Raw genomic sequence first — 24,161 nt, 5'->3', positions numbered from 1 at the left:
GGTCTCGTTTCGTGGGGGCGTCAGGCGGCCGACGCGGCCGGGTGGGCGCGACCGGTCAGGGCGAAGAAGACGTCGTCGAGGTCGGGGGTGTGCACGCTGAGCTGGTCGATCGCGATGCCGAGCTCGGCGAAACGGTCGAGCAGCCGCTTGATCTCGACCGCGCTGCCGTCCGAAGGCACCTGGAGGGTCAGCTGCTCGGGGTCGAGGTGGCCCGCCTGGTCGCCGACAGCGTGCGCGGCGGCCGCGAGCAGGCGCTGGTCGGCGAAGCGGAACCGGATGTGCCCGCCGGGGACGAGCCGTTTGAGTGCGTCCGGTGTGCCGTCGGCGACGATGTGCCCGCCGTCGAGCACGGCGATCCGGTCGGCCAGCTGATCGGCTTCCTCCAGGTACTGCGTGGTGAGGAAGACGGTGGTGCCCTCGGCCGCGAGGTCGCGGATCGCGGCCCAGAGGTCGCGGCGGCTGCGCGGGTCCAGGCCGGTGGTCGGTTCGTCCAGGAAGACCAGGCGCGGTCTGCCCATCAGGCTCATGGCGAGGTCGAGCCTGCGGCGCATGCCGCCGGAGTAGGCCGAGACCGGCCGGTCGGCGGCGTCGGCGAGGTCGAAGCGGTCGAGCAGCTCGGCGCCGCGGCGCCGGGTCTCGGTGGTGCCCAGGTGCAGCAGCCTGCCGGTGAGCCGCAGGTTCTCGGCGCCGGTGAGCACGCCGTCGACGGCCGCATACTGCCCGGTGACGCCGATCAGGCCGCGCACGGTGGCGGCCTCGCGCACGGCGTCGTGCCCGAAGACGCGCACGTCGCCGTGTTCGGGCCGGATCAGGGTGGCCAGGATGCGGACCAGGGTCGTCTTGCCCGCCCCGTTGGGTCCGAGCAGCGCGAAAACGGTACCGGGTGCCACCTCGAGATCGAGGTCGTCGAGCACGGCCTGGGCACCGAAGGTCTTGCGCAGCCCGTGAACCGCGACAGCGGGCGATGGGTCGAGCGTCATGAGTTCTCTCCGATCGAGAAACTGTTTATGTGATAAACATAGTTTATAGAGTAAGCAGTTATTGAGCACAAGAGCGGCACCGCTAGAGTCGACGCGAGCGGAGGAGGAAGAGCGGATGACGGACGCGGCGCTACCGAAGGCGGTCGAGCTGATGTGGGGGCTGGAGCAGCCCGGTACGCGCGGCCCCCGGCGCACGCTGACCCTCGACCAGATCCTGGACGCCGCCGTCGCGGTGGCCGACGCGGAGGGGTACGCGGCGCTGTCGATGGGCCGGGTCGCCAAGCAGCTCGGCTTCACGGCCATGTCGCTGTATCGCTATGTCGACAGCAAGAACACGCTGGAGGACCTGCTGCTGGACCGGGTGGTCGGCGCGCCGCCGGTCATCGCGGCAGGCACGCCGTGGCGGGCCGGGCTCGAGCAATGGGCGAGCGCGGAGTTCGAGCGGATCGGCACGCATCCGTGGTGGGTGGACATCCCGCTGAACCGGCCACCGCTGGGGCCCAACAACATGGCCTGGCTCGACGCCGGTCTGCGGCTGCTGAGCGAGACGGCGGTGCCCGAGCCGGTCAAGCTCCAGCTGGTGATGAACCTGTCGATGTTCGTGGTGGGCAAGCGGCGGGCCGTGCGCGACCTGCAGACGGAGGAGGACGGCGACTTCGCCTCGGTACTGGCGCGGGTGCTCGACCCCCAGCGCTTTCCCTCGGTGACCGCCGCGCTGTCCGCCTCCGCCTTCGACGACGACGATATCGACTGGAGCAAAGCCGATTTCGAGTTCGGGCTGGCCCGCCTGCTCGACGGCTACGAGGTGTTCATCGGCACCTTCGGCGACTAGCTACACCGACAGGTCGCGGCGCAGCTTGGCGACGTGGCCGGTGGCGCGGACGTTGTACTGGGCGAGTTCGATCTTGCCCTTTTCGTCGACCAGGAAGGTCGAGCGGATGACGCCGGTGACGGTCTTGCCGTACATCATCTTCTCGCCGAACGCGCCCCACTCCTTCAGCACGTCGCGCTCGGGGTCCGACAGCAGTGGGAAGGTCAGGCCCTCGGCGTCGCGGAACTTGGCCAGCTTGGCGGGCTTGTCCGGCGAGATGCCGATGACGTCGATGCCAGCGCCGCCGAGCTCGGCCAGGTTGTCGCGGAAATCGCAGGCCTGCTTGGTGCAGCCGGGTGTGCTGGCGGCCGGGTAGAAGTAGACGATCACCTTGCGGCCGCGGTAGTCCGACAGCGACACGTCCGTGCCGTCGGCGTCGGGCAGCGTGAAATCGGGGGCGGTGTCTCCGGGGGAGAGGCGATGGTTGTCGGTCACCACCGCACGGTAACCGACCGGGTGCGACGAACGCATGGATAGACTCGTCGGCGAGCAGCAGACAATATTGGAGGTGACGGTGGCCAAGGACGACACCGACCGGATCGAGCGCGAGATCGAGATCGCGCGCGCCCGGTTGGCGACGACGCTCGACGAACTGGCGGTGCGCGCCGATCCGCAGCGGATCGCGGACGACACCAAGGCGATCGTGGTCGCCAAGTTGAACGAGCCGAAGGTCAAATACACGCTGATCGGCGCAGGTGCCCTGGTGGCAGGCTTGCTGCTGGTCAAGATCTTTCGCCGCTGAGTAAGCGTTGAACGCAGAAACCCCCGATGCGGCACCGGCCACATCGGGGGTTTCTTCTGTGAGGCAACAGCCCCACCACGCGGCGCCAGCCGCCGAGACTACTGCGTGGGGCAGGCCAGCCCGTCACCGTCGGGGTCGAGGTGGGGGGAGTAGCCCGCTTCGCCGCGGAACAGCGGGGCGCGACCGGCGGCGATCGCGTCGTCGCAGCTACGGAAGGCGCCACCGGCCGAGCCGGACTGGACCAGGTTGGCCGAGCCGGTCGCGCCGAGGAGCGAGTCGAAGCTGGAAGAGCCGGTGCCCGCGGAACCCGACACCACATCGGCGTGGGCGGCGGGGACGGCGAGCAGGGTCAGACCTGCGGCGGCGAGGCTCACGGTGAGCCGGCGAACGTTCATGAATTCCTCGATGTCTGCTGCGGTTCGGTTGTGGGCCCGGACACTTCGCACCCCGGGCGGCCCCGTCAACCTTCGTGACGGGGCGTCCGGTTGTCAACCGCGTGGCGTCTGCGGATCGTCTGCCGCCGGGACCGCCTACTCGCCCAGACGTCGTCCGGTCAGGTGCTCGGCGGGCACGGTGCCCATCCGGCCTGCCTGGAAATCCTCCATGGCCTCGATGATCTCCTCCCTGGTGTTCATGACGAACGGACCGTACTGGATCACCGGTTCGCGCAACGGCCTTCCGCCGAGCAGCAGGACCTCGAGATCGCCGGTGCTGCTGTGCTGGGTGCGATCGGCGGTCAGGGTGATGGCGTCGCCCTTGCCGAAGACCACGAGCTGACCGGCGCCGATCGGCCTGTGCTCGACGCCGACGGTGCCGCTGCCGGACAGCACGTAGGCCAGCGCGGTGTAGTCCTTGGGCCACGGCGTCTCGAGCTGGGCGCCGGGTACCAGCGAGGCGTGCGCGTAGGCGATGGGGGTGTAGGTGGAGCCGGGACCGGTGAAGCCGGCGAGGTCACCGGCGATGACGCGCACGAGCGCGCCGCCGTCGTGCGAGCTGACCAGGGTCAGCTCACTCGCGCGCAGGTCCTGGTAGCGCGGGGTGGCGAACTTGTTCGCCCGCGGCAGGTTCACCCACAGCTGGATGCCGTGGAAGGTGCCGCCGGAGATGACGAGCTTCTCCTCGGGCAGTTCGTCGTGCAGCATGCCCGAGCCCGCGGTCATCCACTGCGTGTCGCCTTCGCTGATGACGCCGCCGCCGCCCTGCGAATCGTGGTGGACCATGGTGCCGTCGAGCATGTAGGTGACGGTCTCGAAGCCGCGATGCGGATGCCAGGGCGCGCCCTTGGCCTCGTAGGGCTCGTAGGCGACGGGGCCCATCTGGTCGAGCAGGATGAACGGGTCGGCCGAGCGCAGGTCGACGCTGGGGAAGGGGCGGGTCACCTCGAAGCCCGCGCCTTCGCGCTGACGCGCGGCGGTGACGATCTGGCGGACGGGTCGCTGGGTCTCGGTGACATCCGGTCGGGGCAGCCGGGGCAGCACCATGATGTCGTCGACGGTGATTGCGGGCATGGGATGCGCCTCCTGGTCCATACGTGCTTTGTTTCCATGTCAACCAAATGGGTTCTAGGATCATTCCCGTGACTCGATGGTTGACCGAGGAAGAGCAGCAGACCTGGCAGGCCTACATCCGCATGCGTCAGCGCTTGGACGCGGCGATCGCGGCCGGCCTGGCCGAGCACGGGCTGTCGATGGCCGACTACGAGCTGATGGTGCCGCTGTCGGCCACGCCGAACGGCTGCATGCGGGCCAAGGAACTCGCGGGCGAGGTGTGCTGGGACAAGTCCCGGCTGTCCAAGCAGCTGGCCCGGATGGCGGCGCGCGGGCTCGTCGACCGCAGGCCCGCCGAGGACGACGCGCGCGGGATCGTCGTCTCGCTGACCGAGGAGGGGCGCGCGGTGCTCGGCCGGGCCGCGCCCGAGCACGTCGAGCTGGTGCGCGAGGTGTTCGTCGACCGGCTCAGCGAGGGCGAGAGCGACGCGCTCCGCTCGCTCTCGGCGAAGGTGGTCGGGGCGAGCGACGCCCGAACAGCCTTGCCCGGTTAACGAATTCGCGCGCCCGGTCGATGGACAACTCGAAGGTCGGGTTCGTCGAACTCAGGGGTGGCTATGACTGTTCGAGCAGGGGTCGCCGGTGCGCTGGGCGCGGCGCTGACCATCGTCCTCGCCGGGTGTTCGTCGTCGGAGATCGCCACCCCGACTCCGACCCAGGTCACCGGGCAACCGGCCACGTCCGGTGTGACGCCGGGCCAGACCACCGAGCCGGTGACGCCGGGCGCGACGACCGGCCCCGGACCGCCGACTACCGCGAGCCCGGCCACATCCACTCCGACCAGCGCGGCGACCGGTGTCGTCTCGGTCGTCGCGGTCACCGCCGCCGGTCAGCCCGCTGACGGTTTCACCGTCGTCAGCCCCGATCCGTACGGCACGCTGGACTGCCGATACGCCGAACCGAGCCGCTCGGGGAACACCCCGGGTATCTACTCCGGCTGCGGCGCCGCCGCCGACTCGGCCGATGTCTGCTGGGCTCCGCCCGGCAACACCACCCTGCTCTGCGCGAGCGACCCCTGGCAGCGCACGCTGCGCCGCTACACGGTGACGCCGCAGCTCGGCGCGGTCGGCCGCACCGAATCGCCCGAACCGTGGGCGCTGGAACTGGCCGACGGCAGGCACTGCCGCATCCGCGTCGGCGGCGCCTGGGGCGGTCGCTCCGACGGCCTGGTCGGCGCGTACTCCTGCGACGGTGGCCACGACGTGGTGCTCCAGCCCGCGAACGCGCGCACCGCGGTCGACACGTCGTCGAGCACCTGGACGGTGCGGGTCGGCCCGCTCGGTTCGGGCAACCCCGACTTCCCGCCCCCGCCGCAGGTCGCCGTGCGGACCGCGTACTTCGCCGCCACCGCGGGCTGACCACGTCGGCGGCCCGCGGTTCAGCTCAGCGCGGTCCCGGTGGTGGCGGTGATGTGGTCGGGGATCTCGCCTGTGTGGTCGCCGGTGCTCAGGGTCCCCGCGGGCTCGAACAGGAGCAGGGTCGCGCCCGCCACGGACGAGGGGCGGTGGTCGACCCCGCGCGGCACGACGTAGGTGTCGTTGCGGTGCAGGGTGACTCGCCGGTCCGGCCCGCGCAGGTCGATGTCGAGGGTGCCGTCGAGGACGAGGAAGAACTCGTCGGTGTCGTGGTGGGCGTGCCAGAGGTGCTCGCCGCGCACCTTGGCCAGGCGCACATCCCAGTCGTTGACCCGGGCCAGGATACGGGGGCTCCACAGGGCGTCGAAGGTGGCGAGCGCGGCGTCGATATTCATCGGTCGATCGGTCATGCCTCATGGTCGCGGTTGCGGTACCGCGCCGAACAGTGCGATGAATGACGCATGTCGCAAGATTTCTCGCACCCGGGTCTGCACCGGATCGCGGCGCTCGTCGACGAGGGGTCCAACCCGTTCGAACTCGCCTGTATGACCGAGGTCTTCGGCATCGACCGCCCCGAGATCGGTGGTCTGCTCTACGACTTCCGGCTCTGCGCGCACGGGCGCGAGGTGCCGATGCGGCAGAACTTCTTCACCATGACCGGTCTGGCCGAGCTGTCCCTGCTCGACGCCGCCGACACCGTGATCGTCCCGAACCGCCCGGACACCGGCACACCACGGGACCCGGCCGTACTCGCGGCGATCGCTCGCGCGCATGCCAGGGGCGCCCGGCTGGTCGGCATGTGCAGCGGGGCGTTCACCCTCGCCGAGGCCGGAGTACTGGCCGGGCGCACCGTCACCCTGCATTGGCAGTGGGCCGCCGAGTTCCGGCGTCGTTTCCCCGACACCGAGGTCGACGACGCCGTGCTGTTCATCGACGACGGCGACATCCTCACCTCGGCCGGCAGCGCGGCGGCCCTGGACCTGGCGCTGTATCTGGTCGGTCGTGATCACGGGACCGCGGTCGCGACCGCGGTCGCGCGCCGCCTGGTCTTCGCCGCGCACCGCCGCGGCGGCCAGCGTCAGTTCATCGACCGTCCGGTGCCGCGCGACCCCGGCCCGTCCCTGGCTTCGACGGTGGAGTGGGCCGAACATCATGCGACCGAACCGATCACGGTCACCGATCTCGCGGCCCACGCGTGTGTGAGCGTGGCCACCCTGCACCGGCGCTTCCGCGCCGAACTCGGCTGTACCCCGTTGTCCTGGCTCACCGCCCGCCGCCTCGACCACGCGCGGCGCCTCCTCGAAGCGAGCGACCTCACCGTCGAACAGGTCGCCACCGCGAGCGGCCTCGGCACCGCGGTGAACCTGCGCACCCACCTCGCCGCCGCCACCGGCCTCACCCCGACCGCGTACCGCGCACAGTTCCGCACCCGTTCCGCGTGATTCGCGGGTCGCCCGGCGGCACAGCCGGTTCAGCGCCGGTCGGCGCGGTGGACGCTCACGGGGTTCGGTGGGTGGGCAGGAAGCGGCGGGCGTAGGTGATGGCGGTCCCGGTGTCGGGGAAGACGGCGTCGTCGCCGCCGGCCGGGAGGGCGTCCATGGCCGCCAGGCGGGTGCGGTGGTCTTCGCGCAGACCGGACATCAGGACGGTGATGTGGCGGTGCTGGAGTTTGGTGACGGCGTCGGCCAAGACCAGGGCGCCGGTGGTGTCAAGGGCGGTGACGCGCGACATCCGGAGGATCACCACCCGCACGTCGGCGACTTCGGACAACTCCAGCAGGAAGCGGTGGGCGGCGGCGAAGAACAGCGGGCCCTCGATGCGGTAGGCGACGATGTGGTCGCGCAGCAGGTCGTGTTCCTCGCCGAGATGATCGCTGTCGTCCAGTGGGACCTGGTGCAGGCTCGCCTCGCGGGCCACCGCGCGCACCGCGAGCACGAGCGCGAAACCGATACCGATCACCACTGCCGTGACCAGGTCGAACGCCACGGTGACGAGGAAGGTCACCAGCATCACGATCGCGTCGCCCCGCGAGGCGCGCGCGATCGCGGCCAGCGACGCGGTCTCCACCATCCGCACGGTCGTCGCCAGCAGCACCCCGGCCAGCGCCGCGATCGGGATGTCGGCGACGAGCCCGGCCGCCAGGTAGACGATGCCCGCCAGGATCGCCGCGTGCGTCAGCGCCGCCAGCCGGGTGCGCGCCCCCGAGCGCACGTTGACCGCGGTGCGGGCGATCGCACCGGTCGCGGGCACGCCGCCGAACAGCGGCGCGGCGATATTCGCCAGTCCCTGGCCGAACAGTTCCCGGTCCGGGTCGTGGCGGGTCCCGACGGCCATGGCATCGGCCGCGGTGGCCGACAGCAGGGATTCGAGCGCGGCCAGTGTGGCGACGGCGAGCGCGGGCAACAGCAGCGTGGTCAGTTCGTCGGCGTGCACAAAACTCAGCGAGGGTGCGGGCAGCCCGGCCGGGATCGCTCCGATCCGGGCCAGATCCAGGTCGAACACGGTACCGACGACCGTCGCCACCGCGACGGCGACCAGCGCGAACGGCAGCTTGGGCAGAAACCGCCCGCCGATCAGGATCACGACCGCCACCACCAGCGCCGTCACCGGCGCGGTCGCGTTCGGGTGCTCGACGAACCGTCGCACGGCGTCGATGGCCGACTGCCAGACCTTCTCGCCCTCGGCTCCGGACACCCCCAGCGCGCCCGGAAACTGTTGCAGCGCGATCACCACCGCGATGCCCGCGGTGAAACCCTCGATCACCGGAGCCGGCATGAACCGCACCGCGCGGCCGACACCGGCGAAGGCCAGTGCCACCAGCAGCACACCTGCCATCAGCCCGACGGTCAGCACCCCGGACGCGCCGTGCTCGTGCACGATCGGCACCAGCACCACGGTCATCGCACCGGTCGGCCCCGACACCTGGAAGCGCGAGCCGCCGAAGACGGCGGCCAGCGCGCCGGCCACGATCGCCGTCGCCAGACCGGCGGCGGCGCCGAGCCCGGAACTGATGCCGAATCCCAGCGCCAGCGGCAGAGCCACCAGCGCCACGATCAGCCCCGCCATCAGATCCGTGCCCGGCGCCAGGAAGGCGGGCTTCCACTCCGACCAGGTCGGCAGCAGTGCCCGCATGGTCAGCGGTTGCCGAGCAGGCGCAACTTCAGTGCCGCCAGCTGCTCGCGCAGTTCGTCGGGTAACCGGTTGCCGCCGATGCGGGCGAACCATTCGTCGATGGACCGGGTCTCGGTGACCCACTCCGCGGCGTCGACGACCAGCGCCTTCTCGACCAGCGCGCGGTCGGCCTCGTCGAGCCCGGACAGGTCCAGCGCGTCGGCGGTCGGCACGTAGCCGATCGGCGTCCACTGCGCGTCGGCGGTGCCGTCGAGGCGTTCCAGCGCCCACTTCAGCACGCGCACGTTGTCGCCGAAGCCGGGCCACAGGAAGGTCCCGTCGGCATCACGCCGGAACCAGTTGACCTGGAAGATCTTCGGCAGCTTGGCGGCGTCGGCCGCGGCGCCGAGCCGCAGCCAGTGCGCGAAGTAGTCGCCCACGTGATAGCCGAGGAACGGCAGCATCGCCATCGGATCGCGGCGGACGAGGCCGACCGCCCCGGTGGCCGCCGCGGTGGTCTCCGAGGACAGCACCGACGCGGTGAACACGCCGTGCGCCCAGTCGAAGGTCTCGGCGATCAGCGGCACGGTGCTCGCGCGGCGCCCGCCGAAGAAGATCGCCGAGATCGGCACGCCGGTCGGGTCGTTCCACTCCGGCGCCACCGACGGGCACTGCTCGATCGGGGTGCAGTAGCGCGAATTCGGGTGCGCGGCAGGGGTTCCGGATTCGGGCGTCCAGTCGTTGCCGCGCCAGTCGGTGAGGTGGGCGGGCGGCTGCTTCGTCAGTCCTTCCCACCACACGTCGCCCTGATCGGTGAGCGCGGTGTTGGTGAAGAGGGAGTTGCCGCGGTCGATGGTGGCGATGGCGTTGGGATTGGTGCGCGCGCCGGTGCCGGGCGCGACGCCGAAGAACCCGGCCTCCGGGTTGACCGCGTACAGCCTGCCGTCGGCGCCGAAACGCATCCAGGCGATGTCGTCGCCGATGGTCTCGGCCTGCCAGCCGGGTAGCGCGGGTTCCAGCATCGCCAGATTGGTCTTGCCGCAGGAGGACGGGAACGCCGCGGCCACATAGTGCGTGCGGCCCTGCGGTGAGGTGAGTTTGAGGATGAGCATGTGCTCGGCCAGCCAGCCCTCGTCGCGCCCGATGACCGAGGCGATCCGCAGCGCGAAGCACTTCTTACCCAGCAGCGCGTTGCCGCCGTAGCCGGAGCCGTAGCTCCAGATGGTGCGCGATTCGGGGAAGTGCGCGATGTATTTGGTGCTGTCGCACGGCCACGGCACGTCGGCCTGGCCCGCACCGAGCGGCGCTCCGACCGAATGCAGGCACTGGACGAAGTCGGTGTCGCCGGTGAGTTTTTCCCAGACCGGCGTGCCCGAGCGGGTCATGATCTGCATCGACACCGCCACATACGGTGAGTCGGTGATCTGCACACCGAACTTCGGTTCGGCGGCGTCGAGCGGGCCCATGCAGAAGCCGATGACATACATCGTGCGACCTGTCATCGCGCCGCGGTAGTGCTCGGTCATGACGGTGCGCATGTCGACGGGATCGACCCAGTTGTTGGTCGGGCCGGCGTCGGCGGGGTCGGCGGAGCAGATGAAGGTGCGGTCCTCGACACGGGCGACGTCGTCCGGGTCGGAGACGCACCAGAAGGAGTTGGGCTTGCCGGTGAGCCGGACGAAGGTGCCCTTCTCGACGAGTTCGTCGGTCAGCCGATCCCATTCGTCGCGGGACCCGTCGCACCAGACCACGCGGTCGGGCGTGGTCAGGTCGGCGATCTCGTCGACCCAGCGCAGGATGGCCGGGTGGTCGGTGGGAACCGTCATCGGCGCGGAGCTCGCGGTCACGGGTGTTCTCCTTGTCAACTTGCTAGGTGTCTAATTTAGAAAATGTGCAATCAGTGGGTGGAGGTGGCCCGGTGGGGAGCGGGTGGGTCAGGCCACGGTGGACTCGGGGTTCTCGAGGAGTTCCGCCTGCCCGGCCACTACGCCGGTCAGGATCGCGCGAGCTACGATCAGCAGCTCCTTCACGCGCGGCGAGGTGAGTTCGTAGGTCACCGACAGTCCCTCGCGTCGCGCGGTCACCAGGCCGGCCCGGCGCAGGATGGCCAGCTGCTGAGACAGGTTCGCCGCCTCGACGCCGACCTCGGGCAGCATCTCCGAGACCGCGTGTTCGCGCTCGCTGAGCAACTCCAGCACCCGGATACGGACCGGATGGCCGAGGGTTTTGAAGAAGTCGGCCTTCATCTGGTACAGCGGCCTGCTCAATCCTGGCACCGTGGTGAACCCCGTCCTGCCGTGGCGGTATGGTGTTTTCTAACTTTAGCAAACAGGCTAACAGGAGAAATATGCCCCTCGCCTCGCTCAACGGCATCCAGCTCAACTACGACGTCACCGGGTCCGGGCCGCTGGTCCTGCTCGTGATGGGCAGCGGCAGCCCCGGCCGGGTCTGGCGAACGTATCAGGTGCCCGCCCTGGTCGGGGCAGGCTTTCGGGTCGTCACGGTCGACAATCGGGGGATCGCGCCGTCCTCGGAGTCGGCGGCGGGGATCACCATGGCCGATCTGGTCGGCGATACCGCCGCCCTGATCGAGCACCTGGGCGCACCCGCGCACGTGGTCGGGACGTCGATGGGGTCGCGGGTGGTGGCCGAGCTCGCGCTGGCCCGTCCCGAACTGCTGGGCAAGGCCGTCATGTTCGCGGCCACCGCGCGGCCGCACCCGGTGTCGAGCACCCTCAACCGCGGCGAACAGGCGTTGTTCGACAAGGGGATCGCGCTGCCCCCGGAGTACGCGGCCGCGGTCAAGGCGATGCTGAACCTGTCCCCGCACACCCTGGCCGACCCGGCCAAGGCGCAGGAGTGGCTCGACATCTTCGAATTCACCTCGGGCAAGGGCACTCCCGGCACCCGCGCCCAGCTGGGGATGGACCGCTCCCAGGACCGCCGCGAGGCCTACCGGGGGATCACCGTGCCCAGCCTGGTCGTCGGATTCGCCGACGACCAGATGGTGCCCGCGCGGTTCTGCCGCGAGGTCGCCGAGGCTATCCCCGGCGCCCGCTATGCCGAGATCGAACGGTGCGGGCACTACGGCTACCTCGAACAGCCCGACGAGATCAACCGGGTCCTCGTCGAATTCCTCTCCGCCGCTTGATCTCCCCGAAGGAATACCGATGAGCGATTCGCTGCCGCCCTGTCCCGCCTGTTCCTGCGAATACACCTACGAGCTCGGCGCCCTGCTGGTGTGCCCGGAGTGTGCCAACGAGTGGTCGCCCGCCGGTGCCGACGACGCCGGTGCCGACGTGATCCGCGACGCCGTCGGCAATGTGCTCGCCGACGGCGACACCGTGACGGTGGTCAAGACCCTCAAGGTCAAAGGCAGTCCGACCGGCATCAAGGCGGGCACCAAGGTGCGCAACATCCGCCTGGTGCAGGGCGTCGGTGATCACGACATCGACTGCAAGGTAGACGGCATCGGACCGATGCAGTTGAAGTCCAGTGTGGTGAAGAAGGTCTGACGAGGGCCACGTGACGGTTCGAGATCACCGCACCGGCTGGATCAGCTTGTCCGCGGCGGCCGCCACGATGGCCGCCGCGGTCTTGCCCAGCGCGGGGGAGTCGAGCTTCCACTGCTGCCAGTAGAGCGGGACGTCGATGTGGGCACGGCCGTCGATATTGACGAGTGTGCCCTCGGCCCTCTCCTTTTCGGTCTGCAGGTCGGGCAGCATGCCCCAGCCCATGCCCAGGCGCACCGCGTCGCCGAAGGCGTTCGACGACGGCACGAAATGCATCGGCGGGTCGATCGGCAGGGTCGACCGGCGGCCGACGTGGCGGAACTGGAGATCGTCCTTGCGGTCGAACTGGATCATCGGCACGTGCGCGTACGAGCCGGGGCGCGCGCCGTCGGGGAACCAGTCCGCGACGAAATCCGGCGTCGCCAGCGACTGGTAGCGCATGGCGCCGAGCGCGACGACCTTGCAGCCCTGGACGGGCGTCGCGGTCGAGGTGATCGCCGCCATCACGGTGCCGTCGCGCAGCAGTCGCGTGGTGTGTTCCTCGTCCTCGCGATGCAGTTCGAAGCAGATCTGGTCGCCCACCCTCGCCAGGGCGGGCATCACCCAGGTCTCCAGCGAATCGGCGTTGACGGCGATCGGGATCCGCGCCGGCCGCCCGGCGGGCCGGTCGACGTCGCCGAGCTCGCGGGCGGTGTCGGCGGCGAGCAGTTCCACCTGCCGGGCCAAGCGCAGCACCGCGAGCCCGGATTCGGTGGCGCGCACCGGTTTCGAGCGCTGCACCAGGATGCGGCCCGCGGCTTCCTCGAGCGCCTTGATCCGCTGGCTGATCGCCGATGGGGTGACGGTCAACCGCCGCGCCGCCGCCTCGAAGGTGCCCTCGGTGAGCACCGCGTCGAGCGCGCGCAACTGGTCCAGCTGCAGATCCATGTAAGAAATTCTAATGGTAGTGAAGAATCATTAGCTGGCCTGAAAATTGATGTCCTCTTAACGTCGAACGACGTGACGGCATCCTCCGCGGCACTGGCCGCCCTCTCCGGATTGGGCTTCGGGCTCTCCCTCATCGTGGCGATCGGCGCGCAGAACGCGTTCGTGCTGCGCCAGGGCGTGCGCGGGCAGCATGTGCTGCCGGTGATCGCGGTCTGCGCCGTGTCCGACATCGTCCTGATCGCGGCCGGGGTCGCGGGCTTCGGGACCGTCGTCGAGGCGGTGCCGGCGGTGCTCACGGTGGCCAGGTGCGCGGGGGCGGCGTTCCTGTTCGGCTACGCGGTGCTGGCGGCGCGGCGGGCGCTGAGTTCGTCGGCGCTGATCGCCGACGCGGCGGGCGCCTCGGTGGCCGTCGGTGCCTCGGTCCTCACCTGTCTGGCTCTGACCTGGCTCAACCCGCACGTGTACCTGGACACCGTGGTGCTGCTCGGCTCCTTCGCGAGCACCTACGCGAGCCCGGACCGCTGGTTCCTGGCCGGGGGAGCGATGCTCGCCAGCATCGGCTGGTTCCTGGCGCTGGGATACGGCGCGCGCCGCCTCGGGCCGCTGTTCGCGCGGCCGATCGCGTGGCGGGTGCTCGATTCGGTGATCGCGGTGATCATGGTCGCGCTCGCGATCGGTCTCGTCGTGTCCTGACGGCGTGGCTCAGGACCCCGTCGTCCACGGGGTGACGGGCGGCTTCACCCACAGCAGCTTCTCGTCGGCGTTGGCGCGGACCGCGGCGGCGTGCCCGGGATTGCGGGCCGCCCACGCGTCCTTCTGCTCGAGCAGGTCGGCGACCACCTGCCAGGTCTCGCCGGTGCTCGGCGGGTTGGTGTCGGCGGCCCTGGCCAGCTTGCGCAGGGTGGCCGCGGGCAGGGCGAGCAGCTCGGCACCGCGGATATCGCGGTCCCAGAGGTAGGCGGCCAGCCTGCGGGCCTTGGCGACGCGGCTCGCGGTGGCCGCGTCGGAATGCGCGTGATCGGGTGCCTGATCGGCGCTGTCTGGCACGGGGGCGATTCTACGACGAACGCCCGCGCTCCGGTCGGGCGATGACCGGGGCACGGGCGTTGATCCGTCAGGTGGCTCAGTAGGCGCTGTTGACGTTGTCCATCGAGCCGTAGCGGTGCGCCGCGTAGTTGCAGGCCGCCACGATGTTGGACACCGGGTTCCAGACGTCGAAGGGGGTGCCCTCGACGTGGTACGCGGCGAAGGTCGGGTCGATCACCTGGAGCAGGCCCTTGGAAGGGATGCCCATCGCGGCGTTGGAGTCCCACAGGTTGATCGCCTGGGGGTTACCGGTCGACTCGCGCATGATGTTGCGGTGGATGCCCTCGTAGGTGCCGGGGATGCCCTTGGCGGCCATGATGTCGAGGGCCTGGCGGATCCAGCCGTCCAGGTTGTCCGGGTACACGGGGGGAGCCGGCTCGGGCATCGGGGCCGGGGCGGCCTCGGGAGCGGGCGCGGGGGCCGGGGCGGCCTCCGGCGCGGGGGCCGGGGCGGGGATCGCCTGGATGGCGGGGGCGGCGCCGACGGCGGGGATGCTCTCCGCCTGCTCGACGACCATGGCAGCACGCTCGGGAACGCTGTCGTCGGCGAAGGAGACGGCGGAGGACGCGGCTACGGCGACCAGACCGACCGCGGCGACCGCCACGGTGAACGCCTCACGGCGCGAACGACGGCCGATAACGGTGCTGAGCTTGTCTTTGTTGAGCATTGCTGTTCTGTTCCTTCATCTCTGTCTGGCGACCGCAGGCCCCGGTGGGGAGGCGCGGTGGATCGCGCAGCGCACGCAGCGGCGCACGCCGGTCAGGCGATGTGTTGTTTCTGTCTGTATGGGAATGTGCGACGCTGTCAGGAGGTCGGACGCTCGATGGCGGTCCGCGCGTCGCACGGTGCTCCACAGCTGGCTGCGGGGAGACCACGCGCTGTTCGGTTCTCGTGCTCTTCGAAGTTGGATACTCCGGGGCTAACCAAACCGCAGGTCTGTTTGTGACCTGATTGCAGAATGGTCACGGTGGGTTAACAGAAGGTGAACGAGACCTGAACGGCAAACGCTGCCGATCTTGGTCGGTTCCCTGCGCAGTTGCGGAATCGTTATCTACGCAGGGAGTTTGCCGCCTCGAAAGATGTGCCGCGCGTCACAGAAAAAGTTTGCGGAAATCGGGTTTGGCGAGCGTTTGCGCAGCTCCAGCCTGTCCGGATCGTGACTGCTGTGATGTGATGGGCCGCTGTCCATGGCGGTTCGATAACGACCTCGTGACCGTTACCGGACAGACGACCGGACGTAGAAAGACCGCATCCCGGCAGTTTCGGTAACTGCCGGGATGCGGTCTGTTGTGCGCCATCAGGGACTCGAACCCCGAACCCGCTGATTAAGAGTCAGCTGCTCTGCCAATTGAGCTAATGGCGCTTGGTTTGCTCGGACCGCGACTCTGGGAGAGAACCTCTCGGTGTCTCCCTCAGCCCCGCTCTCCGGTGCGGAACAAACATTAACAGGCTTCGGGCCGGAAAGTGAAATCGGGCTCTGACCAGCAACAATGCTGCACTCTTCGGGTTGTTAACGGCGGAGGCCCCGCGGCGTATCTAACGATTGTGACTTGGTCGTGTCGCGGGGGCTTTCCCGTTGGTGGCGACCGGGCGGGCTGGCAGAATGGCGGGACGACGATCTCGACCGCCCCCGTCGACGCGGATGGCACGAGCGATAGGCGTCGATGGGATCTGCGGCGCACACAGTTATTGCGTCGGTACGGAAACGGGGTTGACATGGGTAAGACTCGGGGGCGACATCGGTCGCTGCGGACGATCGTTCCGGTGGCGTTGCTGGCGGTTTTCGCGCTCGGCGCGTCCGCTTGCTCGGCGGCTGAGGGCGCGGGGGTCGAGGTGGCGATCGACCGCAACCCGATCACCGAACTCATCAAGCCGAAGCTGGTGTCCACGATCAAGGACGGCCAGGTCGGCGTCTCGCCCGGTATGCCGATGGCCTTCCAGGTCGAGGACGGCAAGTTCACCGAGGTCACGCTCACGAACAAGGAGGGGCGCCCGGTCGCGGGCCAGCTGGCCGCCGACGGCCGTTCCTGGGCGACCAGTGAGGTGCTCGGCTACGGCAAGACCTACAAGCTGACGGCCTCCGCGATGGGTCTGGGCGGCGTGAACTCGACGACGCTCAGCTTCACCACGAGCTCGCCGAACAGCCAGACCAAGCCGTACCTGCTCCCCGGCGAGGGCGAGGTGGTCGGCATCGGTCAGCCGGTGGCCATCCAGTTCGACGAGAACATTCCCGATCGCCGGGCCGCGCAGGACGCCATCAAGATCACCACCGAGCCCGCGGTCGAGGGCGCCTTCTACTGGGTGAACAACCGCGAAGTGCGCTGGCGCCCAGAGCATTTCTGGGCACCGGGCACCAAGGTGACGATCGATGTGAACGTCTACGGCAAGGACCTCGGCAAGGGGCTGTACGGCCAGGACAACATCCACTCGTTCTTCACCGTGGGCGACGCGCAGATCTTCACCGCCGACGACAACACCCACCAGGTGACGGTGGAACGCAACGGTCAGGTGATCATGACCATGCCGACCTCGATGGGTAAGGACTCCACGCCCACCGACAACGGCATCTACATCGTCAGCGACCGGCACGAGAAGATCATCATGGACTCCTCGACCTACGGCGTCTCGGTGAACTCGCCGGACGGCTACCGCACCCCGGTCGACTACGCGACGCGAATCTCCTACAGCGGCATCTTCTTCCACTCCGCGCCGTGGTCGGTGGGGCAGCAGGGCTACTCCAACGCCAGCCACGGCTGCCTGAACCTCAGCCCGGCCAACGCCCGCTGGGTGTACGAGAACGCCAAGCGTGGTGACATCACCATCGTGAAGAACACCGTCGGCGGCACCCTGTCCGGTGTCGACGGTCTCGGGGACTGGAACATCCCGTGGCCGGAATGGAAGGCGGGCAACGCCGACGTCGCCTGATCCGCGCGAAAAGCGAAGGGCCACCGGAGGTTTCCGGTGGCCCTTCGTGCGTGAACGGGGTGGTTCAGGCGGGTGTCGGCAGGTCGGCGCAGTCCATCATCGCCTCGCCGGCGACGGCCAGCGCGCTGCCGAGCGCACCGCAGAGGATGCGGCCGCCGAACAGCAGCCGGTCGAGGTTGGGCAGGCCGGCCGAGCCGGTGCCGGAAGAGCCGGTGGTCTCGACGCCGGTGGTGGAGCCGCTCTGCGCCGACCCCGACTCGGGCTTGTCGCTGGGCAGGCCGAAATCGCCGGTGGCCGTCGGTGCGGCGGCGACATACGGGGACAGGGGCAGGCCGGGCGACTCGGCCGCCGCGGTCCCCGCGATCGGGCCGAGCGCGGTGGCGGCCGCGAAGGCCGCGACGACGGTGGAACGCTTCATCAAGTGGTCTTTCCGGTCGAACGCTGACGAGAGATGCCCCACATCTGGGCAGTGGTCCAGAGTGTAGCGGGCAAACGTGATGTTCGTCATGGCGCTGCCCGGAGTCGCTAGGCGGTCGCTGCGAGCCCGTCGTCGTTGCCGCGCAGTTCGCCGGAGATGCTGACGCCGGGATCGCCGACGACGACCCGGCGCGCGCCGCAGCGGCACCGCTGGTAGGCGACGAGACCCTCGCTGGTGCGGTGGCAGGACTCGATCCGCCAGGTGTGGGTGGGATGGCTGGTCATGCTTCGAGTCTGATGTAATGGCATTATGCATTACAACCATTACGGGCGAGAGCCGGTGCAGCTCGGGGTCGACCTGCTCAACCGGCCGTGCGACAGCGCGGCCGAACTGGGGCGACGCTGCGCGGCGGCCGGACTGGTGCTGTCCACGCCGCCCACCGACGCCGATCTGACGTCCGTGACGGCGTTTCTGACGCGCTGGCGCCGCGTGGTCGAGTGCGTCGATCCCGCCGACCGCGCCGCGTTGCTGAACACCTTGCTGGGCGAGTACGCCGCCGCGCCCCGGCTGACCGACCACGCCGGCGACGGCTGGCACCTGCATTTCCGCGACCCCGGCGTCGCCACCGACCGGCAGATCGCGGCGCTCATCACCGTCGGCACCGCGCTGCATCTGACCGGGCTCGGCATGGACCGCCTCGGCGGCTGCGCCGCGCAGGACTGCGCGCGCGTGTACGCCGACACCTCGCGCAACGGGCGGCAGCGCTTCTGCAGCCCGGCATGCGCGAACCGCTCGGCGGTCCGCAGGCACCGGGCGAGCCGCGCCGCCGCCCGCTAGCGTCACGCCAGGACCGGGAAATTGGCCCGCAGCACCTGATGCGGGTCACGGTCGCGCTTGATCCGGCGCAGCCGGGCCAGCGTCGCCTCGTCGAACGCCGCGCTCGCCGACTCGCCGGGCGCGAGGAAGGTGTAGGGCTTGGCGCCGGTGCGGTGCGGGCCGAGCTGGTCGAGGATCGCGGCGAACCCGGCGGTGACGTCGTCGACCAGGTGCGGCAGGCCCAGTCCGAGGAGATAGAGCGCGTACGGCTCGGTGACCGGTCCGCGCGCGCCGTCGTGCGGAGCGGCCTCGGCGAGTGCTCCGCCGAGGCCGCGGATCTGGATATTGAGCAGGGGCGCCACCGGTGCGTCGACGAGGGTCTTCACCACCGCGTCGCCGAGATCGGTGAGCAGTTCGCCCCGCGAGAGCGAGGGGCTCGGATCGGTCGGCTCGGCGGTGATGGTGCCGAGCTGGTCGGCCGTCATCGCCGCCCTGGTGTCGGCGAGCGCGCCCGGCAGCGCGTCGAGGCCGCGAGTCAGCGCGCGGCCGTCGGCAGGCTCGCCGAGGTAGGCGAAGTCGATGGCGACCGTGGGCGCCGCGCCCGGCAGTTGATAGCGCTGCAGCCACACCGACAGTTCCGGGGGCGCGTCGGTGGTGAGCGCGGTGAACAGCGCGAACGCCTCGTGGGTGCGCTCGGCCGACCAGCTCACCCGGCCGCCGTAGAGCCGGGGCAGCTCGACGAGATCGAACTCGAGCGCGGTGACGATCGCGAAGTCGCCACCGCCGCCGCGCAGCGCCCAGAACAGGTCGGGGTCGGATTCGGCGTCGACCAGGCCGCGCACGCCCTCGGCGTCGACGATGTCGAACGCGCGGACCGCGTTCGACGCCCAGCCGTGCGCACGGGCCAGCCAGCCGAACCCGCCGCCCAGGGTGTACCCCGTCACGCCGACGACGGGATTGCTGCCCGCCAGGCCCGACAGCCCGTGCGCCGCCGCGGCGGCCTGCACGCGGCCCCACTGGGCGCCGCACCCGACCCGGGCCCGTCGCCGCACCGGGTCGATCGCGATGTCGTCGAGCGCGCCGGTGCGCAGGAGGACGGCGTCGTCGATGTCGCCGGTGGCACCGTGGCCGGTCGGCTGGGTCACCACCGTGCGGCCCGCGCGCCGGGCCCAGCCGACCGTGGCGGCGATGTCCTCGGCGTCGGTGGCCGTGACGACGGCGCCGACCGATTGGGTCACCGCCACGTTCCACGGCCGGGCGGCCTGTTCGAAGCCCGCGTCACCCGGCAGCAGCACGGCGCCCCGGACGGTGCCGCGCAGTTCGTCGATTCCCATGGTCGAATTCCTCAGTTCTCTCGGTGGTCCACCGAGACGACGACGGTGCGGCGGGGACTGTGACAGGGGATACCGGAAAACGCGGAAAGCCCGGTCCTCGTGGACCGGGCTTTCCTTCTCGGGGTGAGTGACGGGACTCGAACCCGCGACAGCCAGGATCACAACCTGGTGCTCTACCAACTGAACTACACTCACCATCACCGGTGAATCACCGGCGCCGTAGATACTAGCGTGTTTCGGGCGTCAGGCCCTAATCCGCTGGTCGGGGGCTTGATCCGGTGACATCGATGGCCTCGGTGACCGCTTCGGCGACGGCCGCGATCTCGGTGGTGGACGGGCCGGGCAGCGGCACGAACGCGGTGCGGCGGTAGTACTCGAGCTCGCGGATGGATTCCTTGATGTCGGCCAGGGCGCGGTGTGCCAGACCCTTCTCCGGCTGCCCGAAGTAGATACGCGGGTACCAGCGGCGGCACAGTTCCTTGATCGAGCTCACGTCGACCATCCGGTAGTGCAGGTGCTCGTCGAGTTCGGGCATGTCGCGCGCGATGAAGCCACGGTCGGTGGCGATCGAGTTGCCGCACAGCGGCACCGTGCGCGCGGTGGGCGCGTACTGGCGGATGTAGTCGAGTACCTCGGCCTGGGCCTGCTCGAGGGTCACGGTCGAGCGCCGAACCTCTTCGGTGAGACCGGATTTCGCGTGCATCTCGGCGACGACCGGTGGCATGCAGGCCAGCGCGGCGTCGTCGGCGTGGATGACGATGTCGACACCGTCACCGAGAATGTTCAGGTCGCTGTCGGTCACGAGCGCGGCGATCTCGATCAGCTTGTCGCTGTCGAGACGGAGCCCCGTCATCTCGCAATCCATCCAGACCAAGAGTTTGTCTGACACCTGAGCCACCCTAACGGGCGATACAGTTTGCTTGGAATTCCCCGCAGACGTTTCGAGCATTTCTTGCGTACGGCAGTTGTGACCAAACGGAGGACGCGCGAATGACCACCCCCCAGGAAAAGGCGGCAGCGGCACGCAAGGCGGCCGAGGAGGCGGCGCGGGTCGCCGCGGAGGCGGCCGCGGCCGCGGAGGCCGCCGAGCGGGAAGCCGCCGCGTCCAGTGCCGAACCGGCGCAGGCGGCGTCCGGTGCGGCGGCGCAGATCGCGGCGGGTTACGCCTTCGACGGACCCGCGCTCGAGCTCGGTACGGTGATGGTCGACGGTGTGACCGATCCCGCTGCGCGCGTGCGCATTCCGCTGCGGATGATGAACCGCCACGGCCTGGTCGCCGGCGCCACCGGCACCGGTAAGACCAAGACGCTGCAGGGCATCGCCGAACAGCTGTCCCGGGCGGGCGTTCCCGTGGTGATGGCCGACGTCAAGGGCGACCTGTCGGGGCTGAGCGAACCGGGCCAGGACAACGACAAGATCAAGGCGCGGGCCGCCGAAACCGGTGCCGCCGACTGGGCGCCGAGCGGGTTTCCCACCGAGTTCGTCTCGCTCGGCACCGGGGGCATCGGCGTGCCGATCCGGGCGACCATCTCCTCGTTCGGCCCGATCCTGCTCAGCAAGGTGCTCGGTCTCAACGACACCCAGGAATCCACGCTCGGCCTGATCTTCCACTGGGCCGACCAGCGCGGCCTGGCGCTGCTGGATCTGAAGGACCTGCGCGCGGTGATCACCCATCTGACCAGTCCCGAGGGCAAGGACGACCTCAAGGGCATCGGCGGTGTCTCGGCGCAGACGGCGGGGGTGATCCTGCGGTCGCTGGTGAATCTGGAAGCCGAGGGCGGCGACACGTTCTTCGGCGAGCCCGAACTCGATCCCGCCGATCTGCTGCGCACCGCGGGCGGGCAGGGCGTGATCACGCTGTTCGAACTCGGTCAGCAGGCGGCGCGACCGGTGCTGTTCTCCACCTTCCTGATGTGGGTGCTCGCCGATCTGTTCCAGACGCTGCCCGAGGTGGGTGACGTCGACAAGCCCAAGCTGGTCTTCATCTTCGACGAGGCGCACCTGCTGTTCGCCGAGGCGTCCAAGGCGTTCCTGCAGCAGGTGGAGCAGACGGTGAAGCTGATCCGGTCCAAGGGCGTCGGGGTGTTCTTCTGCACCCAGCTGCCCACCGACATCCCGAATCCGGTGCTGTCCCAGCTCGGCGCGCGGGTCCAGCACGCGCTGCGCGCGTTCACCCCCGACGATCAGAAAGCGCTGTCGAAGACGGTGCGCACCTACCCCAAGTCGACGGTGTACGACCTGGAGGAGGCGCTGACCTCGCTGGGCACCGGGGAGGCCGTGGTCACGGTGCTCTCGGAGAAGGGCGCGCCGACCCCGGTGGCCTGGACCAAGATCGTGCCGCCGCGCTCGCTGATGGACACCATCGGTGACGAGACGATCAAGTCCAAGGCGCTGTCGAGTCCCCTGCAGGGCAAGTACGGACAGAGCATCGACCGTGAATCGGCCTACGAGATGCTGCTGGCCAGCGTGGCCGCCGCCGATCCGGCCCCGCCCGCGCCGCAGGCGCCGGGACGGGCGCGGCCGGAGGAGGATTCGGCGGCCGAGTGGATCATGAAGAATCCGGCGGTGAAGAGTTTCCTGCGGTCAGCGGCCAGCGCGGCTGGTCGGGAGATCAGCCGCAGTATCTTCGGTACCCGGCGCCGGTAGCGGAGCGCCGGCTATCGCACGGTCGGCAGTCGGTTCCGGCCGCGCGATGTGGGAGCGATGCGGCTCAGCTGCTGCCGAACCATCCCCAGGGGAACCCATTGTTGTGGCCGCCACCGCGACCGCGGTCGCAGTAGTCCCCGTTGCGGTCGTTCCAGTGGTTGCGGCCGTACCAGTCGTTGTCACAGCGGTGGCCGCGGTCGCGGTCGCAGTAGTCCCCGTGGCGGTTGTTCCAGTCGTCGCAGCGCGGATACTCGGTCAGCGCCACGCCTGCGGTGGTGGCGGGTGCGGCGATGACGGGTGCCGCCACCGCCGGCGCAAGGGTGAGGGTCGCACCTGCTACCGCGAGACCAAGGAACAGTCGGCGAATGCCTGGCTGATGTTTCGTGTCGGTCTTCATGGCTGCCTCTTCCGGTGCACCGGTCACCGGACGAGCACACCGTGGGTCGGTTTTGTTCGATTTCCCCGACATGTCTGATCCTAGGCGTGGGGCGGGCGTCGCCACCAGCCCGGACGGCGCCCGGCGCGAGGCGTCAGCCGAGTTCGCGCATCAGCAGGTCGGCGGTGGTCTCGCGGCGCAGCAGCTGCGTGGTCCGCCCTGCGGCGACTGCGATGATCGGCGGCCTGCCGACGGTGCTGTAGGTCGAGGCCAGCCCGTGGTGATAGGCCCCGGTGCACGGCAGTGCGAGCACCTCGCCCGGCCGCAGGTCGGCGGGCAGCCGCACCTCGGTGGCGAGGAGTTCACCGGTCTCGCTGTGCCTGCCCGCGACCGATGCGGTCATCTGCGCGCCGGTGGGGTGTCGGTTGACCACCAGCGCCCCACCGTGGCCACGGCCCTGCCCGCCACAGCCGCCGCCGCCGTCGACGATCACCCGATGCCCGCCCTCGGCGGTCTCGGTGACCGACAGCACCCGATACAGCGTGACGCCGGCCCGCGCGACGATCGCGCGGCCGGGCTCCATGGTGATCGCGGGCCGCGGAAACCGGTGGCGCGCGCAGGCGGCGTCCAGCGCGTCGTCGAGGATGTCGGCGAGCTCGCGCAGGTTCAGCTCGGCGTCGCCGCTGCGGTAGGCCACCGCATGCCCGCCGCCGATGTCGAGGTGGGTCAGCACCATGCCGTACTCGGCGTCGATCCAGGCCAGCTCGCCGATCATGCGGCGGATCGCCTCGCCGTAGTGGTCCGGATTGTGGATCTGCGCGCCGAGGTGGCAGTGCAGGCCGATGAGCCGCAGATGCGGTTGGGCCGCGATCCTGGCGACCGCGGTCTCGAGCGAAGCGCTACCGAGCGGGAACCCGAATTCCGGACTGCCGGGCACATCGATACCGGTGGCGACGCGCAGCAGAACCTGTTGGGGGGCGGTGGCCAGCGCGGCCAGCAGCGTGATCTCGGTGAGCGAGCCGACGACGATGCGACCGACGCCGCAGCCGACGGCGGTCTTCAGTTCGTCGAAGGTCTTGCCGTTGCCGTGCAGCACGATCCGGCGCGGCTCGATCCCGGCGGCCAGCGCGACCGACAACTCACCGGCGGACCCGACCTGCACCGACAGGCCCTCCTCGACGACCCAGCGCGCCACCGCGCCGACCATGAGCGCGGTGCCCGCGTAGACGATCTCGGCGTCGGGGAAGTGTTTGCGGTAGGCGCGGCAGCGTTCGCGCACCTCGGCTTCGTCGACCACGTGCGCGGGGGTGCCGAACTCGTCGGCGATATCGGCGAGGGCGACCGCGCCGAGGGTGATCCGGCCGTCCTGGTCGTAGTGCGTGTCGGCCGGCCAGACCGCGGGGTCGAGCCGCGGCACGGTGGTCGCGCGCAACGAGGGGAAGATCTCGAGCAACGTCACGGTGGTCTCCTGGGGACGCCCCCGCGTTCCGATGGCGGGGCCGATTCCAGGACTAC

General features: G+C 69.8%; 28 protein-coding genes and 2 tRNA genes. 11 read left to right on the top strand and 19 right to left on the bottom strand.

The window, feature by feature from the left end; genetic code table 11:
- Window positions 1-20: 20 nt before the first annotated feature.
- Entirely contained in the window at window positions 21-980 is a 960-nt protein-coding gene (locus tag ATM97_RS26365) for an ATP-binding cassette domain-containing protein (RefSeq protein WP_218720880.1), read from the bottom strand.
- A gap of 115 nt (window positions 981-1,095) precedes the next feature.
- Here ATM97_RS26365 and ATM97_RS26360 point away from each other — a divergent pair, with 115 nt between their 5' ends.
- Window positions 1,096-1,812 carry a TetR/AcrR family transcriptional regulator gene (locus tag ATM97_RS26360; protein WP_255588449.1) on the top strand — a complete coding sequence of 239 codons (717 nt, stop codon included), beginning with the start codon at window positions 1,096-1,098 and terminating at the stop codon, window positions 1,810-1,812.
- Here the strand turns inward: ATM97_RS26360 and bcp are convergent, their stop codons facing one another.
- A complete protein-coding gene (gene bcp, locus ATM97_RS26355) occupies window positions 1,813-2,286 on the bottom strand; it encodes a thioredoxin-dependent thiol peroxidase (RefSeq protein WP_218720879.1) in 474 nt (157 codons plus the stop codon). It abuts the gene before it with no gap.
- A 73-nt stretch (window positions 2,287-2,359) separates the two neighbouring features.
- Between bcp and ATM97_RS26350 the strand changes: the two genes are divergently transcribed.
- Window positions 2,360-2,593, top strand: coding sequence for a DUF3618 domain-containing protein (locus tag ATM97_RS26350; protein WP_374104904.1), 234 nt, complete (start codon window positions 2,360-2,362; stop codon window positions 2,591-2,593).
- Window positions 2,594-2,691: 98 nt separating this feature from the next.
- Here ATM97_RS26350 and ATM97_RS26345 read toward each other — a convergent pair whose 3' ends face one another.
- Together ATM97_RS26345 and ATM97_RS26340 are read right to left on the bottom strand one after the other, a co-directional pair.
- A complete protein-coding gene (locus tag ATM97_RS26345) occupies window positions 2,692-2,988 on the bottom strand; it encodes an excalibur calcium-binding domain-containing protein (protein WP_218720877.1) in 297 nt (98 codons plus the stop codon).
- 135 nt (window positions 2,989-3,123) lie between these two features.
- Window positions 3,124-4,101 carry a pirin family protein gene (locus tag ATM97_RS26340; protein WP_218720876.1) on the bottom strand — a complete coding sequence of 326 codons (978 nt, stop codon included), beginning with the start codon at window positions 4,099-4,101 and terminating at the stop codon, window positions 3,124-3,126.
- A 68-nt stretch (window positions 4,102-4,169) separates the two neighbouring features.
- On the opposite strand from ATM97_RS26340, the gene ATM97_RS26335 reads away from it, so the two are divergent.
- Window positions 4,170-4,634 (top strand): MarR family transcriptional regulator, encoded by a 465-nt coding sequence (locus ATM97_RS26335; protein WP_308248623.1) that lies wholly within the window; start codon window positions 4,170-4,172, stop codon window positions 4,632-4,634.
- A 63-nt stretch (window positions 4,635-4,697) separates the two neighbouring features.
- The gene (locus ATM97_RS26330; RefSeq protein WP_218720874.1) at window positions 4,698-5,498 is read left to right on the top strand and encodes a hypothetical protein; all 801 of its coding nucleotides are present in this window, start codon (window positions 4,698-4,700) and stop codon (window positions 5,496-5,498) included.
- Window positions 5,499-5,518: 20 nt separating this feature from the next.
- Here the strand turns inward: ATM97_RS26330 and ATM97_RS26325 are convergent, their stop codons facing one another.
- Window positions 5,519-5,905 (bottom strand): cupin domain-containing protein, encoded by a 387-nt coding sequence (locus tag ATM97_RS26325; RefSeq protein ID WP_218720873.1) that lies wholly within the window; start codon window positions 5,903-5,905, stop codon window positions 5,519-5,521.
- A gap of 51 nt (window positions 5,906-5,956) precedes the next feature.
- Between ATM97_RS26325 and ATM97_RS26320 the strand changes: the two genes are divergently transcribed.
- On the top strand, window positions 5,957-6,937 hold the full coding sequence (locus tag ATM97_RS26320; RefSeq protein WP_218720872.1) for a GlxA family transcriptional regulator: 981 nt from the start codon (window positions 5,957-5,959) through the stop codon (window positions 6,935-6,937).
- 55 nt (window positions 6,938-6,992) lie between these two features.
- Here ATM97_RS26320 and ATM97_RS26315 read toward each other — a convergent pair whose 3' ends face one another.
- The 3 genes from ATM97_RS26315 to ATM97_RS26305 all read right to left on the bottom strand — a co-directional run bounded on the left by ATM97_RS26315 (window position 6,993) and on the right by ATM97_RS26305 (window position 10,852).
- Entirely contained in the window at window positions 6,993-8,627 is a 1,635-nt protein-coding gene (locus tag ATM97_RS26315; RefSeq protein ID WP_218720871.1) for a SulP family inorganic anion transporter, read from the bottom strand.
- 2 nt (window positions 8,628-8,629) lie between these two features.
- On the bottom strand, window positions 8,630-10,432 hold the full coding sequence (locus ATM97_RS26310) for a phosphoenolpyruvate carboxykinase (GTP) (protein ID WP_218720895.1): 1,803 nt from the start codon (window positions 10,430-10,432) through the stop codon (window positions 8,630-8,632).
- Between the two features lie 108 nt (window positions 10,433-10,540).
- Window positions 10,541-10,852 carry a helix-turn-helix transcriptional regulator gene (locus tag ATM97_RS26305; RefSeq protein ID WP_218720894.1) on the bottom strand — a complete coding sequence of 104 codons (312 nt, stop codon included), beginning with the start codon at window positions 10,850-10,852 and terminating at the stop codon, window positions 10,541-10,543.
- A 101-nt stretch (window positions 10,853-10,953) separates the two neighbouring features.
- Between ATM97_RS26305 and ATM97_RS26300 the strand changes: the two genes are divergently transcribed.
- Window positions 10,954-11,757, top strand: coding sequence for an alpha/beta fold hydrolase (locus tag ATM97_RS26300; protein WP_218720870.1), 804 nt, complete (start codon window positions 10,954-10,956; stop codon window positions 11,755-11,757).
- A gap of 19 nt (window positions 11,758-11,776) precedes the next feature.
- Window positions 11,777-12,121 carry a zinc ribbon domain-containing protein YjdM gene (locus ATM97_RS26295; protein WP_218720869.1) on the top strand — a complete coding sequence of 115 codons (345 nt, stop codon included), beginning with the start codon at window positions 11,777-11,779 and terminating at the stop codon, window positions 12,119-12,121.
- A gap of 24 nt (window positions 12,122-12,145) precedes the next feature.
- Here ATM97_RS26295 and ATM97_RS26290 read toward each other — a convergent pair whose 3' ends face one another.
- Complete coding sequence (locus tag ATM97_RS26290; protein ID WP_218720868.1) at window positions 12,146-13,045, bottom strand: LysR family transcriptional regulator ArgP; 900 nt, start codon at window positions 13,043-13,045, stop codon at window positions 12,146-12,148.
- Between the two features lie 72 nt (window positions 13,046-13,117).
- On the opposite strand from ATM97_RS26290, the gene ATM97_RS26285 reads away from it, so the two are divergent.
- Window positions 13,118-13,738: a LysE/ArgO family amino acid transporter gene (locus ATM97_RS26285; protein WP_308248622.1), complete on the top strand. Its 621-nt coding sequence runs from the start codon at window positions 13,118-13,120 to the stop codon at window positions 13,736-13,738.
- A gap of 9 nt (window positions 13,739-13,747) precedes the next feature.
- Here the strand turns inward: ATM97_RS26285 and ATM97_RS26280 are convergent, their stop codons facing one another.
- From ATM97_RS26280 to ATM97_RS26270, 3 genes are all read right to left on the bottom strand, one after another.
- Window positions 13,748-14,092, bottom strand: a complete 345-nt coding sequence (locus tag ATM97_RS26280; RefSeq protein ID WP_218720867.1) for a hypothetical protein — start codon at window positions 14,090-14,092, stop codon at window positions 13,748-13,750.
- Window positions 14,093-14,168: 76 nt separating this feature from the next.
- On the bottom strand, window positions 14,169-14,798 hold the full coding sequence (locus ATM97_RS26275) for a transglycosylase SLT domain-containing protein (RefSeq protein ID WP_218720866.1): 630 nt from the start codon (window positions 14,796-14,798) through the stop codon (window positions 14,169-14,171).
- A 623-nt stretch (window positions 14,799-15,421) separates the two neighbouring features.
- Window positions 15,422-15,494 (bottom strand) — tRNA-Lys (locus ATM97_RS26270).
- 353 nt (window positions 15,495-15,847) lie between these two features.
- Between ATM97_RS26270 and ATM97_RS26265 the strand changes: the two genes are divergently transcribed.
- Window positions 15,848-17,056, top strand: a complete 1,209-nt coding sequence (locus ATM97_RS26265; RefSeq protein WP_218720865.1) for an Ig-like domain-containing protein — start codon at window positions 15,848-15,850, stop codon at window positions 17,054-17,056.
- Window positions 17,057-17,120: 64 nt separating this feature from the next.
- Here the strand turns inward: ATM97_RS26265 and ATM97_RS26260 are convergent, their stop codons facing one another.
- Both ATM97_RS26260 and ATM97_RS26255 read right to left on the bottom strand, forming a co-directional pair.
- Window positions 17,121-17,474, bottom strand: a complete 354-nt coding sequence (locus ATM97_RS26260) for a hypothetical protein (protein WP_218720864.1) — start codon at window positions 17,472-17,474, stop codon at window positions 17,121-17,123.
- Window positions 17,475-17,581: 107 nt separating this feature from the next.
- Window positions 17,582-17,758: a hypothetical protein gene (locus tag ATM97_RS26255; protein WP_218720863.1), complete on the bottom strand. Its 177-nt coding sequence runs from the start codon at window positions 17,756-17,758 to the stop codon at window positions 17,582-17,584.
- A 25-nt stretch (window positions 17,759-17,783) separates the two neighbouring features.
- On the opposite strand from ATM97_RS26255, the gene ATM97_RS26250 reads away from it, so the two are divergent.
- Window positions 17,784-18,311 (top strand): CGNR zinc finger domain-containing protein, encoded by a 528-nt coding sequence (locus tag ATM97_RS26250; RefSeq protein ID WP_218720862.1) that lies wholly within the window; start codon window positions 17,784-17,786, stop codon window positions 18,309-18,311.
- 2 nt (window positions 18,312-18,313) lie between these two features.
- Here the strand turns inward: ATM97_RS26250 and ATM97_RS26245 are convergent, their stop codons facing one another.
- The 3 genes from ATM97_RS26245 to orn form a co-directional block, all read right to left on the bottom strand.
- Window positions 18,314-19,624 carry an FAD-binding oxidoreductase gene (locus ATM97_RS26245; protein WP_218720861.1) on the bottom strand — a complete coding sequence of 437 codons (1,311 nt, stop codon included), beginning with the start codon at window positions 19,622-19,624 and terminating at the stop codon, window positions 18,314-18,316.
- Window positions 19,625-19,746: 122 nt separating this feature from the next.
- Window positions 19,747-19,819, bottom strand: a tRNA-His gene (locus ATM97_RS26240).
- A 55-nt stretch (window positions 19,820-19,874) separates the two neighbouring features.
- The gene (gene orn, locus ATM97_RS26235; RefSeq protein ID WP_218720860.1) at window positions 19,875-20,513 is read right to left on the bottom strand and encodes an oligoribonuclease; all 639 of its coding nucleotides are present in this window, start codon (window positions 20,511-20,513) and stop codon (window positions 19,875-19,877) included.
- A 101-nt stretch (window positions 20,514-20,614) separates the two neighbouring features.
- Here orn and ATM97_RS26230 point away from each other — a divergent pair, with 101 nt between their 5' ends.
- Window positions 20,615-22,270, top strand: coding sequence for a helicase HerA-like domain-containing protein (locus tag ATM97_RS26230; protein ID WP_218720859.1), 1,656 nt, complete (start codon window positions 20,615-20,617; stop codon window positions 22,268-22,270).
- Window positions 22,271-22,334: 64 nt separating this feature from the next.
- Here ATM97_RS26230 and ATM97_RS26225 read toward each other — a convergent pair whose 3' ends face one another.
- Both ATM97_RS26225 and ATM97_RS26220 read right to left on the bottom strand, forming a co-directional pair.
- On the bottom strand, window positions 22,335-22,667 hold the full coding sequence (locus tag ATM97_RS26225; RefSeq protein ID WP_218720858.1) for a hypothetical protein: 333 nt from the start codon (window positions 22,665-22,667) through the stop codon (window positions 22,335-22,337).
- 133 nt (window positions 22,668-22,800) lie between these two features.
- Entirely contained in the window at window positions 22,801-24,105 is a 1,305-nt protein-coding gene (locus tag ATM97_RS26220) for an alanine racemase (protein WP_218720857.1), read from the bottom strand.
- Between the last annotated feature and the right edge of the window lie 56 nt (window positions 24,106-24,161).

Origin of the sequence: Nocardia sp. MH4 (assembly GCF_019266065.1) — a bacterium.
GTDB lineage: Bacteria > Actinomycetota > Actinomycetes > Mycobacteriales > Mycobacteriaceae > Nocardia > Nocardia canadensis.
The sequence above is the reverse complement of the archived record's forward strand: the minus strand, read 5'-3'. Positions and strand labels throughout refer to the sequence as shown.